This is a genomic window from Chryseobacterium gwangjuense (assembly GCF_021311115.1).
Lineage (GTDB): Bacteria > Bacteroidota > Bacteroidia > Flavobacteriales > Weeksellaceae > Chryseobacterium > Chryseobacterium gwangjuense.
This window is the reverse complement of record NZ_JAJTNP010000006.1, coordinates 1-13,477: the sequence shown is the minus strand read 5'-3', so window position 1 is coordinate 13,477 and position 13,477 is coordinate 1. Positions and strand designations below refer to the sequence as shown.

15 protein-coding genes are annotated in these 13,477 nt (G+C 34.9%); 10 read left to right on the top strand and 5 right to left on the bottom strand.

The window, feature by feature from the left end; all coding sequences use genetic code 11:
• Positions 1-28: 28 nt before the first annotated feature.
• The gene (locus tag LV842_RS12405) at positions 29-925 is read right to left on the bottom strand and encodes an oxidoreductase (protein WP_233111782.1); all 897 of its coding nucleotides are present in this window, start codon (positions 923-925) and stop codon (positions 29-31) included.
• Positions 926-1,253: 328 nt separating this feature from the next.
• Here LV842_RS12405 and LV842_RS12400 point away from each other — a divergent pair, with 328 nt between their 5' ends.
• From LV842_RS12400 to pyk, 5 genes are read left to right on the top strand one after another with little or no spacing between them, the layout of a single operon-like run.
• Positions 1,254-1,493: an acyl carrier protein gene (locus LV842_RS12400; RefSeq protein WP_002976354.1), complete on the top strand. Its 240-nt coding sequence runs from the start codon at positions 1,254-1,256 to the stop codon at positions 1,491-1,493.
• Positions 1,494-1,527: 34 nt separating this feature from the next.
• Positions 1,528-2,772 (top strand): beta-ketoacyl-ACP synthase II, encoded by a 1,245-nt coding sequence (fabF, locus tag LV842_RS12395; protein WP_233111781.1) that lies wholly within the window; start codon positions 1,528-1,530, stop codon positions 2,770-2,772.
• A 9-nt stretch (positions 2,773-2,781) separates the two neighbouring features.
• A complete protein-coding gene (gene rnc / locus LV842_RS12390) occupies positions 2,782-3,549 on the top strand; it encodes a ribonuclease III (protein ID WP_233111780.1) in 768 nt (255 codons plus the stop codon).
• Positions 3,527-4,000 (top strand): IPExxxVDY family protein, encoded by a 474-nt coding sequence (locus LV842_RS12385; RefSeq protein ID WP_233111779.1) that lies wholly within the window; start codon positions 3,527-3,529, stop codon positions 3,998-4,000. Before rnc ends, LV842_RS12385 begins: the two co-directional genes overlap by 23 nt.
• Complete coding sequence (gene pyk / locus LV842_RS12380; RefSeq protein WP_233111778.1) at positions 3,993-5,438, top strand: pyruvate kinase; 1,446 nt, start codon at positions 3,993-3,995, stop codon at positions 5,436-5,438. The genes LV842_RS12385 and pyk overlap by 8 nt, the downstream gene beginning before the upstream one ends.
• 77 nt (positions 5,439-5,515) lie before the next feature.
• On the opposite strand, the gene LV842_RS12375 is transcribed toward pyk, so the two are convergent.
• The 3 genes from LV842_RS12375 to hutI all read right to left on the bottom strand — a co-directional run bounded on the left by LV842_RS12375 (position 5,516) and on the right by hutI (position 9,116).
• On the bottom strand, positions 5,516-6,808 hold the full coding sequence (locus LV842_RS12375) for an aldehyde dehydrogenase family protein (protein WP_233111777.1): 1,293 nt from the start codon (positions 6,806-6,808) through the stop codon (positions 5,516-5,518).
• Between the two features lie 139 nt (positions 6,809-6,947).
• On the bottom strand, positions 6,948-7,868 hold the full coding sequence (hutG, locus tag LV842_RS12370; protein WP_233111776.1) for a formimidoylglutamase: 921 nt from the start codon (positions 7,866-7,868) through the stop codon (positions 6,948-6,950).
• 24 nt (positions 7,869-7,892) lie between these two features.
• Entirely contained in the window at positions 7,893-9,116 is a 1,224-nt protein-coding gene (gene hutI / locus LV842_RS12365) for an imidazolonepropionase (protein ID WP_233111775.1), read from the bottom strand.
• A gap of 261 nt (positions 9,117-9,377) precedes the next feature.
• Between hutI and ruvB the strand changes: the two genes are divergently transcribed.
• From ruvB to coaE, 5 genes are read left to right on the top strand one after another with little or no spacing between them, the layout of a single operon-like run.
• The gene (gene ruvB / locus LV842_RS12360) at positions 9,378-10,400 is read left to right on the top strand and encodes a Holliday junction branch migration DNA helicase RuvB (protein ID WP_233111774.1); all 1,023 of its coding nucleotides are present in this window, start codon (positions 9,378-9,380) and stop codon (positions 10,398-10,400) included.
• 34 nt (positions 10,401-10,434) lie between these two features.
• Complete coding sequence (locus LV842_RS12355; RefSeq protein ID WP_233111773.1) at positions 10,435-10,806, top strand: four helix bundle protein; 372 nt, start codon at positions 10,435-10,437, stop codon at positions 10,804-10,806.
• Positions 10,807-10,834: 28 nt separating this feature from the next.
• Positions 10,835-11,446: an FMN-binding negative transcriptional regulator gene (locus LV842_RS12350; RefSeq protein ID WP_233111772.1), complete on the top strand. Its 612-nt coding sequence runs from the start codon at positions 10,835-10,837 to the stop codon at positions 11,444-11,446.
• Positions 11,447-11,473: 27 nt separating this feature from the next.
• Positions 11,474-12,340, top strand: a complete 867-nt coding sequence (locus tag LV842_RS12345; protein WP_233111771.1) for an MBL fold metallo-hydrolase — start codon at positions 11,474-11,476, stop codon at positions 12,338-12,340.
• Positions 12,341-12,348: 8 nt separating this feature from the next.
• Entirely contained in the window at positions 12,349-12,981 is a 633-nt protein-coding gene (gene coaE, locus LV842_RS12340) for a dephospho-CoA kinase (RefSeq protein ID WP_233111770.1), read from the top strand.
• 123 nt (positions 12,982-13,104) lie between these two features.
• On the opposite strand, the gene LV842_RS12335 is transcribed toward coaE, so the two are convergent.
• Positions 13,105-13,477, bottom strand: a 373-nt coding sequence (locus tag LV842_RS12335) for a T9SS type A sorting domain-containing protein (RefSeq protein ID WP_233111769.1), incomplete at its 5' end; no start/stop codon positions are given.

Sequence of the window (13,477 nt, the reverse complement as noted above, 5' to 3'; positions counted from 1 at the left end):
AATGCAGCCTCAATAATTATGATTACGATTATTTCAAACTAATTCCTTTGTGAGCTAAATATTGTTTTCCATATTCTGTATCAAAAATATTAATAGCGTCATCGTGATCGGTGGAAACCGTCACATCCATCCATTTTTCGAATTCCTCTTTTCTTTTTTCGTCAGTTGCTTTTAAAATAGCAGCAGCTTCACTTCCCAACACCAAATGCAGTGGCGGGTTTTCATTCCTAACAACCTCAATCATCACTTTTGCCGCCTTCGCAGGATCACCCATGGGTAGAAATTTACCCGAAGACAAATGTTCTTTTACTCCACCAACAGTCGTTTCATACCCTTCAATATCTTTCGCAAAACTCATCGAAGAACCCGCCCATTCTGTACGAAAACCTCCCGGCTGAATACAAGTTATTTTTATTCCCAAAGGAGCAATTTCTTTACTTAAAGACTCTGAAAAACCCACCAAACCAAACTTAGCAGCCTGATAAATTGAAAGTCCAGCATTCCCTACTCTACCTCCAATAGAACTAATTTGTAAAATATGTCCGGAACGTTTTTTTCTCATATAAGGCAAGACCGCTCTCGTTACTTCGATCGGAGCATACAGATTAACTTCCAGCTGATTTCGCACCTGTTCATTGGTAAAAGCTTCTGCAGCACCTGTAATTCCGAAACCTGCATTATTTACCAAAACATCAATTTTCCCGAAATGGTTTACAGCTTTTTCAACCGTTTCATAAATTTGTTCTTTATTCTGAACATCCAATTCTAAAGCTAAAAGCTGTTCACGATACCTTTCAATCAAATCATCCAACTGATGAGGGTTTCTTGCCGTTGCCACAACACAATCTCCATTTAACAATACTGCTTCAACAAGGCTTTTCCCTAAACCTTTTGAACTTCCTGTGATAAACCAAACTTTTTTCATTGTATTACTGATTTTTGTTTGATACAAATTTCCGGCAATAACAAACACAACAGGTTTGTTAAAAAGCTCAAATATGCTTTGTTTAAAGAGTCATTTTATTTCATCTGTTGGTATTATTATAATATGATAACAGGTGTAATAAAATTTTGCTTTCACCAAACTAAAACGAGCACATCAAATGTTAAAATATAAACTCCTGAAAACTAAAACACTAAACTAGCTAACGACAAAATAAGAACCAACAAGCCACAAAAAAGACTAAAAAAATGTTTTATCGTAAAGAATTTTATATATTTGCACCATCTAACAATTAAAAAAATAATTTACTATGTCAGACATTGCATCAAGAGTAAAAGCTATCATCGCTGATAAGCTTGACGTTGAAGAAACAGAAGTAACTCCTGAAGCTAGCTTCACTAACGATTTAGGAGCTGATTCATTGGATACAGTTGAACTAATCATGGAATTTGAAAAAGAATTCAACATTCAAATCCCTGATGATCAGGCTGAAAAAATTACTACTGTAGGTCACGCTATCGCTTATATCGAAGAAGTAGTAAATAAATAATATTCTTCAACAAAAAAGAAATTAAACAAAGTTTATGGAATTAAAAAGAGTAGTTGTAACCGGTTTTGGAGCAATAACACCGATTGGAAATAATGCAAAAGAATACTGGGAAAATCTTGTGAAAGGTGAGAGCGGTGCTGCTCCGATTACTCTTTTTGATGCCACAAACTTTAAGACAAAATTCGCTTGCGAAGTAAAAGGGTTCAATCCGTTAGATCATTTCGATAAGAAAGAAGCTAAAAAAATGGATAGAAACACCCAACTTGGATTGGTTGCTGCTAAAGAAGCAGTTTCTCATTCAAGAATTATTGAAGACAATGTAGACAAAAACAGAGTCGGTGTAATCTGGGGTTCAGGAATCGGAGGTTTAGAAACTTTTGAAACTGAAGTTTTAGGATGGGCAAATACGGAAATTCCGAGATTCAATCCATTCTTTATTCCTAAAATGATTGCAGATATCACTCCTGGACATATTTCTATTGAGTATGGTTTCCACGGACCGAATTATACTACTGTTTCTGCATGTGCGTCTTCAGCTAATGCTTTAATTGATTCCAAAATGCTTATCCAACTAGGAAAAGCAGATGTAATTGTGTGCGGAGGCTCTGAAGCTGCCGTTACAGCAAGTGGTGTCGGTGGGTTCAATGCAATGATGGCACTTTCTACAAGAAATGACGATCCTAAAACAGCTTCAAGACCTTTTGACAAAGACAGAGATGGTTTTGTACTAGGTGAAGGAGCAGGATGTATCGTTCTTGAAGAATATGAGCATGCGGTAAAACGTGGTGCTACAATTTACGCAGAATTAAAAGGTGGAGGTCTTAGTGCAGATGCACATCACATGACAGCACCTCATCCTGAAGGTTTAGGAGCTTATCTGGTAATGAAAAGTTGTTTGGAAGATGCAGGATTAACTGCTGATGAAGTAGATCACATCAATATGCATGGTACATCTACTCCATTAGGAGATATTGCAGAATCCAATGCAATTTCAAGATTATTGGGAGAGCACGCTTTCGACATTCAAATTAATTCTACAAAATCAATGACAGGTCACTTATTGGGTGCTGCCGGTGTTATTGAAGCTATTGCTGCGTTAGGAACTATTATTCATGGTATTGTTCCTCCTACCATTAACCATTTTACTGATGATGAAAATATCGACAGCAGACTGAACTTTACGTTCAACGAAGCTGCGAAGAAAGATGTAAAAGTAGCCATGAGTAATACTTTTGGGTTTGGTGGACATAACGCTTGCGTTCTATTTAAGAAAATCTAATTTTACTGAATGGAGTTACAGAAATACTTTTCTAAATTCCTTCTCAAACAAAGAAAAAGAAAATTAACGGAGAGAGACTATTTCCTTAGTACCGAACTGAATAAAGTTTTGGGTACCGAGGTTCAAAATGTTGCGCTTTACCGTGAAGCTTTCTCTTTAAAAAGTTCTTCTAAAAATCAAGACAATAATAGTAATTATGAAAGGCTTGAATTTTTGGGAGATTCTGTTTTGGGTACCGTCATCTCCTGTCATCTGTTTCAGACCTATCCTAAAGCAAACGAAGGATATCTGACACAAATGAAATCTAAGATTGTTAATCGAAAGAATCTTAATAAACTTGGAGAAGATTTAAAGTTGACTAATCTTTTACAAAAACAAAACTCTGTGGCTTTAGGAGAAAACATCTCCGGAAATTTGTTTGAAGCTTTAATAGGTGCTGTTTATCTAGATTTTCAATATGATACCTGTAAGAGAATTATTTTAGAGAGACTTTTAACCCCCACAGAGATCAATAAGCTTGAGAATAAAATCGTGAGCTACAAAGGTCTTTTGCTGGAATGGAGTCAAAAGAAAAAAGTAAATATAAAATACGAAACCTGTGAAGAAATTCAGGTAAACAAATCTATCGTTTTTCGTTGTCATGTCTGGTTGGGAGGAGAAAAAATTGCCAACGCCACAGAAACCTCCAAGAAAAAGGCAGAAGAAAAAGCAGCACAAAGAGCATTTTATATTTTAAACAAAAAAGAAAATATACTTGGAAATCCAAAAACTTTATGATCTAGACGATATAGAATTTGAAGATATTGCCATAGGATTGGTAAGATTAGCAAAAAATATACCCGCTCATGAGTTTTTCTACAAAGTAAATCAGAACGCCGATCTCAAATTCTCAAGAAAGAAAGATATGGTCTTTCACGGAGATTATTACGATTATTTTTTTCCAAGATTTGAAGCTTATCACAAGTTTACAAAGACATGTTTTACTTTCATCTCGAATAAATCTTCAGAAAGTAAACAAAAAAAAATACAGACAGAACTCTTCTCAGAAGAAGAAAACATTAAATTTTTATTAAATAATCAGGTAGATGTAGAATATATTCTGCACAGTTCGGAACAGTTTCCTGATTTTTCCGTAATTTTGCTCCCTGAAAATCTTGTGTTTCCAATTCAAGATTACACACTGAGTTCTGAAGAAGAACTTTATCAAATTATCCAGTATTATGAATAAGTATTTAAAGAAGACAAAAATTATCGCAACACTTGGACCGGCTTCATCGTCGAAGGAAGTAATGTTAGGATTAATGAAAGCGGGGGTTGATATTTTTAGAATCAATTTTTCACACGCAGACTACGATTTGGTTAAAGCAAATATTAAAATTATCAGAGAACTTAATAAAGAATTTGGGTACTCTGTAGGTATTTTGGGAGATTTGCAAGGGCCAAAGCTGAGAGTAGGTGTAGTGAAAGAAGGTTCTTATCTAAATCCTGGAGATATTCTTACGTTCACCAATGAAAAAATTGAAGGAGATTCTACAAAAGTATATATGACTTACCAGCAATTTCCTCAAGATGTAAAAGTTGGTGAAAGAATCTTGATTGATGATGGTAAATTGGTTTTGGAAGTAACTGAAACGAATGAAATCGATACTGTAAAAGCAAAAACAATTCAAGGGGGACCATTAAGTTCTAAGAAAGGAGTAAACCTTCCCAATACAAACGTTTCTCTTCCCGCTTTGACGGAAAAAGATATTCAGGATGCTAACTTCATGCTGGATCAGGAAGTTGACTGGATTGCACTTTCATTTGTTCGTCATGCTCAGGATATTATTGATTTAAAAGAATTAATTAATAAACACCCGAAAGGTAAATTCAAAACTCCGATTATCGCGAAAATTGAAAAGCCTGAAGGAGTACAAAATATCGATGAAATTTTATTGGAATGTGACGGATTAATGGTTGCTCGTGGAGATTTGGGGGTAGAAGTTCCGATGGAAGAAGTTCCTGCCATTCAAAAAACATTGGTTGAGAAAGCTAGATTTTATTCAAAGCCTGTCATCATTGCTACTCAGATGATGGAAACAATGATCAATAGTTTGACTCCAACGAGAGCAGAAGTAAATGACGTTGCCAACTCTGTATTGGACGGAGCTGATGCTGTAATGCTTTCCGGAGAAACTTCTGTAGGAAGATATCCTGTTCAGGTGGTTGAAAATATGGCTAAAATTGTAAAAAATATTGAGATGACCCATTTTTACCAACATAAAAATGAGCCTATTGAAAAAGATTACAATTGTATCGATGACCGATTCATTACCAACAGAGTATGTCTTGCAGCCGTAAGAATTGCAAAAACAACGAATGTTTCTGCTATTGTTACATTAACTCATTCAGGATATACAGCATTCCAGCTTGCAGCACACAGACCCAACTCACATATTATCGTGTATAGCGGAAATAAAAGAGTTATCACAATGCTGAACCTGCTTTGGGGAGTTCATGCTTATTATTATGATATGAAGAAGCCGACAGACGAAACAATTATCCAGGTAAATATGTTGACCCACAATTATGGGTATATCGAAACCGGAGATTTTGTAATCAACATCAATGCTACTCCATCATACGAAGGAGGTAAAACGAATACATTGAGATTAACAACAGTTTAATTAAAACTAAAAGTTATTATAAAACAAAAACTCCCGAAAGTTTCGGGAGTTTTTTATGTTATATCTATCTATCAGGTTTAATTTCCTACAACGGTTTTTGCCGTCACAAATTCTTTTAAAGCCAATAAAGAAAGCTCAGTTCCATACCCTGAAGCTTTGGATCCACCGAAAGGAAAACGTGGATCAGAGCTTGTCATTCTGTTAATATTTACAGTACCAGATTCGAGATTTTCAATAAAGAATAATTGACGGTCTTTATTAGCAGTCCAAACAGAATTTGAAAGCCCAAAAGGGATATTATTTGCCATCTGTAAAGCTTCTTCATCATTTTTAGCAATCATCACCATTCCAAGAGGCCCAAAAAGTTCTTCTTCTAAAATCGGATTACCTTCCTTCACTCGAATTAATCCAGGCTTAAACTCAACATCAGAAGTTCTTTCCAGCGGAATAATAATCTCAGCTCCGTTTTCTAAGGCTTTTTTAAATTGTTTTTCTAAATCATCCGCTAAATCCGGTCTTGCCATACCGGCAATCTTTGTGTTTTTATCCATTGGATCTGCCGGAACGAATTTTTTATATTCTTCAATGAATTTTGGAAGAAAAGCTTCTTCAATTTTTTCATCAATAATAAATCTTTTGGCTGCAGTACAAGTTTGTCCGCAATTTTGAAGTCTGGATTTTACTCCAGCTTTCGCGGCTTCATCTAGGTCAGCATCATCAAAAATAATAAACGCATCACTTCCCCCTAATTCAAGCAAGGATTTCTTAATGTTTAAACCGGCTATCGAAGCCACCTCTCCACCTGCTTTTCCACTTCCTGTAAGACTTACTCCTTTTACAATAGGATGTTCCAAAATTTCTTTTACGGCTTTATGTCCCACTTCAAGATTCTGGAAAATACCTTCCGGGAAACCAGCTTCCAAAAGCACTTCTTCAATAGCATTTCCGCTTCCAAAGCAAATTGATGCATGTTTAAGAACAACTGTATTTCCTGCTAAAATTGCAGGGACAGCAAACCTCAACACCTGCCAAAAAGGAAAATTCCAAGGCATTACACCTAAAATTACCCCTTTTGGAGCATAATGAACTTCAGAATAAGAAAATTCGGAATCTACTTTCTCAGGTTTTAAAATATTCTCGGCATCTGCATAATAATTCATCATTAAAGCACATTTTTCTACCTCAGCAATTGATTCAGAAATCGGCTTATTCATCTCTTGAGTGATGATTATACCAAATCTTTCCGCATTGTTTTTTAAAATTTCCGCAGCCTTTGCTATCAATTTTTGTCTGTCTTCAAATGGTACTTTTCTCCATTCAGAAAATGCCTGATCAGCTTTAATAAGTTTATTTCCAACTAATTGTTCCATACTATAATCTCTGTTTTTAAATTCAAACCAATGAATTTATTAATGCTCTTTCTCAAAAGCACGATGAAAGCAACAAATTTTGTTCCTTAATGGTAAATAGAATAATGATTTTCTCTATCGGAAGAATATGATTTTATTGTTACACCATAAACCATTCATTCATAAGACATGCAGCCAGTCTTGCCGTTCTATCCTGAATATCAAATAACGGATTTACTTCTGCCACGTCTAAAGCCAATAGCTTTTTGTTTTTTAAAATATGTCTATAAAAATGCATGAATGTCGCATCTGCAAAAATCCCGTTGTAAGCAGAAGCAGAAACTCCCGGAGCAATAGAAGCATTAAAAACATCCATACAAATTGTTAAATAAGCATAGTCTACACTTTCCAACAGCTCATCTATTCTTTGATAAATTGACTGCAGATTTTCAAAGAAAAGTTCATCTGCTAAAATGTATTTCATCCCATATTGATGAGCGGTATCAAATAATTTCAGTGTATTGGAGTTTCTTTGAATCCCGATATGCAACGAATTAATCTCGCCTTCCTGTGCAATTTGCCAGAATCCTGTTCCTGAGCTTGCTCCTACTCCTTTTTCAGGTTGTCTGTTATCAAAATGAGCATCAATATTAATGATCCCGATCTTTTGCTCTGGAAAAGCCGTTTTTACACCGAGATAATGAGCATACGTAACTTCATGGCCTCCTCCTAAAACCATTGACTTTCCTCCTTTCAATAAAACTTTGGAAACATTTTTGGCAAGATTGTTCTGAGTATTCTCCAAATTTCCATCTTCACAAGTAATATTTCCAAAATCCAGCAGCGAAAATTCAGGAAGAATCACCGGGAAATTGGACATATTTTTCCTGATCATACATGGAGCATCTTTTGCACCTTGCCTTCCTTTATTCCTTCGAACACCCTCATCTACCGCAAATCCGTGTAAAACGAAATCATTCGTTGAAATTGCATCGTAATTCGTTTCTTCTTTTACTCTTTGAAAGAGCCTGTGATAAAGAAGTTCTTCTCCGTCTAATCTTCCCTGCCAGATTTTGTTCATTACTCTGATAATTTTGTATCTAGTTTAAGCTTTTTCTCCGTCAATATAAATATTTTCAGCTTTCAGACTTCCCTGATTATAAAGAACATTTTGGAAGTTATTGGTTTTAAAAGTCACAAAATCTGCTTTCAAACCTTCTGTTAACCTTCCTCTATCCTCTAAACCTAATGCAAAAGCCGAACGGAAAGTCATACCAGCTAAAACTTCTGCTGTTGTTAGTTTTTCAAATGTTGCTAAAATTGAAGCTTGTGTGATTAAATTCCCCATCGGCGCAGAACCCGGATTCCAATCACTTGCAATGGCTACAATTGCTCCTGCGTCCAATAATTTTCTTGCCGGAGTAAATTTCTCTCCTAATCCTAAACTTGCTCCGGGAAGAGCAGTTGCTACTGTATTTGATTTTGCTAAAAACTCAATATCTTCATCAATAGTCGCTTCCAAATGATCGGCAGATTGTGCACCAACTTCCACAGCAATTCTGGAACTTCCAGGTGTGAACTGATCTGCATGAACTGTAATTTCAAAACCTAAGTCTTTCGTTTTAAGCAAGAAATCTTTACTTTCTTCAGGCTGAAATGCTGATTTTTCAATAAAAATATCCACACGCTGTGCTAAATTTTCTTCTTTAACTTTAGGCAAAATTTCAGTTAAAATATACTGTAAATATTCTTCGTTACTTCCTTCAAAATCTCTTGGTTTCAAATGTGCAGAAAGACAAGTAGGAACCAAAGTCGCCTTTGTCTGTTCCTGAGCTTTTTTAATGATACGAAGCATTTTCAGCTCGTTTTCAACATCTAAACCATACCCGCTTTTTACTTCAATGGTTGTAATTCCAAGAGAAATTAAAAAGTCAATTCTTTCCAGCAAAGTTTTTAACAATTCTTCTTCCGAAGCATTTCTTGTATGCTGAACGGAACTCCAGATTCCCCCTCCACTTTCTGCAATTTCCAGATACGTTTTCCCTGCATTACGCATTGCAAAATCATTCGCGCGGTTTCCACCAAAGCAAATATGGGTATGAGAATCTACGAAAGCCGGAAGAACAATTTGTTCGCCTTCAACCTCTTCAATTTCTATATTTTGATTTTCAGATTTTAATGTTTCGAAATTTCCAACTTGCTGGATTTTATCATTGTTAATTAAAATTCCACCATCAACAATAATTTCCAGTTGTTCGTCAGAAAGTTTTCCTCTTAACGGAAGATGAGCAAGGGTTACCACCTGCTTGAAAGGACCTATAAGTTTCATTTATTTAGTTTAAAGCTAAAATTTAGATAAATAATTTTTGATCTTATTTTGCTTGGATGCTTTCAGCATGACAAGAAATACACATAATGTTTGTCATTCCAAAGGAATCTCAGCATAGAAATAAGCAAATGAGTTTCATCTTATTTTCTCTCTCAAAAATACTCAAAATATCTCTTCTGCTCAAATCTTAATTTTTCCTCAATAACTGTCTTTACACCTTAACCTAAATTTCCTATCTTTACGGTAAATGAAATTGAATTAATGCCTGATTTTTTACATCCAGATAAAGATAATTACTCCCGTGAAGAGCTCATACAGGAAGAACAGATTCGTCCCCAGAGCTTTAAGGATTTTGCAGGACAAAGAAAAACTTTGGAAAATCTCGAAGTTTTCGTAACTGCTGCCAAGAAACGTGGTGGAGCACTCGATCATGTTTTATTGCATGGCCCTCCCGGTTTAGGAAAAACCACTTTGGCGAATATTATTGCGAATGAATTAGGGGTAAATTGTAAAATTACTTCCGGTCCTGTTTTAGATAAACCCGGAAGTTTAGCCGGTTTATTGACTAATCTTGAGGAAAACGATGTTCTCTTCATTGACGAAATTCACCGATTGTCTCCCATCGTAGAAGAATATCTATATTCTGCCATGGAAGATTACAAAATTGATATTATGCTGGAAACCGGTCCGAATGCGAGAAGCGTTCAGATTGGTTTAAATCCTTTTACCTTAGTCGGAGCTACAACAAGAAGCGGAATGCTTACCAAACCCATGTTGGCCAGATTCGGAATCCAAAGCAGACTTGAATATTATACGATTGAATTATTATCAATGATTATCATTCGAAGTGCAAGAGTTTTGGGGGTGAAAATTTATGAGGATGCAGCCATTGAAATTGCGAGAAGAAGCCGCGGAACTCCGAGAATTGCCAATGCTCTTTTAAGAAGAGTTCGTGATTTTGCCGAAATAAAAGGGAATGGCGAGATTGAAATTAACATCACAAAATATGCCCTTAATTCTTTAAATGTAGATGAACATGGTTTGGATGAAATGGATAATAAAATCATGCGGGTGATGATTGAAAATTTCAAAGGAAAACCGGTAGGAATTTCTGCATTAGCTACGTCAATTGCAGAGAATCCGGAAACATTGGAAGAAGTATATGAACCTTTTTTGATTCAGGAAGGATTTATTATCAGAACTCCAAGAGGTCGTGAAGTGACTGAAAAAGCGTATAAACATTTGAATATTGCTCAACCTAAAAATCCTGGGGAACTTTTTTAATGAATAAATAAAAATGAATAATTAATACCGCAAGATGCAGAGTAATTTTCAAGAAAAAGACAATATTATTCGAAATAAATCTTTTGATTTTTCAATTAGAATAATCAACTTGTATAAAGTTCTTTACAATGAACGAAATGAAAAAACTCTCTCAAAGCAATTGCTTAGAAGTGGAACTTCAATTGGAGCAAATATAGAAGAAGGTATCGCCTCTTTTAGCAGAAAAGAATTCATCTATAAACTTCAAATATCATATAAGGAAGCTTATGAATCTTTTTATTGGATTAAACTTTTATATAAAACAGAATTCATTAATGATACAGAATTTAATTCTCTAAAAATAAATATTGAGGAAATCATAAAACTATTAACTGCAATTTTAAAAACGTCCAAACAAAATTATTAATTATTCATTTTTAATTCTTAATCATAAAATGTTTATTCCTAAATTATATAAAAGTGAAGATTTTAGCCTGATGAAAGAAATCATCAGGGAAAATTCTTTTGCGTTATTAATTTCTTCTGTTGACAAAATCCGGGCAACTCATTCCATGATGATGCTGAATGAAGATGATTTAGAAAATATGTATATTGAAACACATATTTCAAGAGCAAACCCACAAGCGAAAAGTCTGAAAAACGGAGATGAAGTGCTTTGTGATTTTTTGGGAGCACATACCTATATTTCGAGCAGTTGGTATGATCACATCAATGTTTCGACATGGAATTATGAAGCGGTACAGATTTACGGAAAAATTGAAGTGATGAATGATGAAGAATTGTATAATCATTTAGACAAATTAACTTCCAAATACGAAAAACCTCAGCAATGTCCGATGATGGTGAAAGATATGGGAAAGGAATTTGTGGAAAGGGAAATGAAAGGTGCTTTTGGCTTAAAAATAATTCCCACTGAGATTTTTATTAAACAAAAACTATCCCAGAACAGGAAGGAAGCTGATTTCCAAAATATCATTTCAAACCTTGAAAATGGAGATGAAAACGGAAAACGGATTGCGGAAAAAATGAAACTGTTACTTAAATAATACATTATAAAAAAACCTTAATATTATATGAAATTATATCCTATACAATGCGGAAAATTTAAATTAGACGGCGGTGCCATGTTCGGAGTCGTCCCAAAGAGTCTGTGGGAAAAAACCAATCCGGCAGACGAAAGAAACCTTATCGAACTGGGAACACGCTCTCTTCTTGTGGAAGACGGAAAAAAATTAATTTTAATTGATTGTGGTCTTGGAAATAAACAGGATGATAAATTTTTCGGACATTATTCGCTTTGGGGAGATGATAATTTAGATAAAAACTTAAAAAAATACGGTTTTGTAAGAGAAGATATCACAGATGTTTTCCTTACTCACCTTCACTTCGACCACTGTGGTGGAGCCATTGAATGGAATGATGACAGAACCGGCTACAGACCGGCTTTTAAAAACGCACAATTCTGGACCAATGAAAACCACTGGCAATGGGCAACCGAACCTAACGCAAGAGAAAAAGCAAGTTTTTTAAAGGAAAACATTATTCCTATGCAAGAAAGCGGACAATTGAACTTTTTACCACTTCCTAAAACAGGAAACTATGGTTTTGCTCCCGATTTGAAAATGGATGTGATTTTTGTTGATGGCCATACTGAAAAGCAAATGCTGCCTGTCATTCAATATCAGGATAAAACAGTAGTTTTTGCTGCAGACTTGATTCCTACAGCTGGACATATTAACCAGGTATATGTGATGGGGTATGATACTAGACCACTTTTAACATTGGAAGAAAAAGGAAAGTTTTTAAAGCAATGTGTGGATAATGAATATCTGTTGTTTTTTGAACACGATGCTCACAACGAATTAGCAAGTCTTAAAATGACCGAAAAAGGAGTAAGATTGGATGAAATTTTTAGTTTTAACGATGTTTTTGGATATTAATTTAAATTATGGAAGAATTACATTCAGAAGCTCAGAAAGCAGAACCTGATCCGTTATCAGCACCCAAAATCATTGGTTTAACCGGCGGAATTGGCTCAGGAAAAACTACGGTTGCAAAATTCATTGAAGAATTTGGATTCCCTGTATATTATTCGGATGACAGAGCAAAGGACATTGTAAATGACAACGATGATTTGAAAGAAAAAATCATAGGACTTTTAGGCGATGAAGCTTATGAGAATGGGATTTATAACAGAAAATTTGTTGCTGAAAAAGTTTTTAATAATAAAGACTTATTGCACAGTTTAAATGAAATTATCCACCCCGCTGTTCGTATTGATTTTGAAGATTGGGTGAAAAAGCAGACCAAGTATTTAGTTTTTAAAGAAACGGCTTTATTGTTTGAGCTAAAGCTTAACCGACAATGCTATCAGTCCGTTTTGGTAACTGCAGAGGATAATATCAGAGCTAAAAGAGTAATGGACAGAGACGGGAAAACCTATCGAGAAGTAGATACCATTATGGAAAAACAAATGCCCGAAAAAGATAAAATAAAACTGGCAAACCACATCATCTACAACAATACAAGTTTAGAAGATCTAAAGGAACAGACCGAAAAAATTATCTTTAGTATTGAATAAAATAAAAACTCGTTGGAAAAACATCCAACGAGTTTTTTTGTGCTTAAAATTATTGTAAGTATTCATAAAAAATAAGCTCTCATTTCTGAGAGCTTATTCTATTGTTTTAAGTATAATAATCAATTATTCTTTGATAAACTTCTTCTGTACTGAAGTTGAGCCATCCTCAATATCAATCATATACACTCCGTTGATTAGCGAATGTACATCAACCTTGTTGTTTAAGATGATTCCTTTCGTTACCAACTGACCTGCTGCATTGTAAATCTTGAAATTAGCACGCTTGCTGATATTCGTTACATTCAATACAGTACTTACCGGGTTAGGGTAAATTAAGATATCAGTCTGATTCAATACATTGACAGCAGCTTTTTTAGTGATTCTTACTGTGTAATCTTCCACTTCTCCTTTATCGAAGTTGGTACAGTTCACAGGAAGTCCTCCTTTCATTAAAGCTACTCTCATCACTACATACATATAGTCTACATTGCTTACA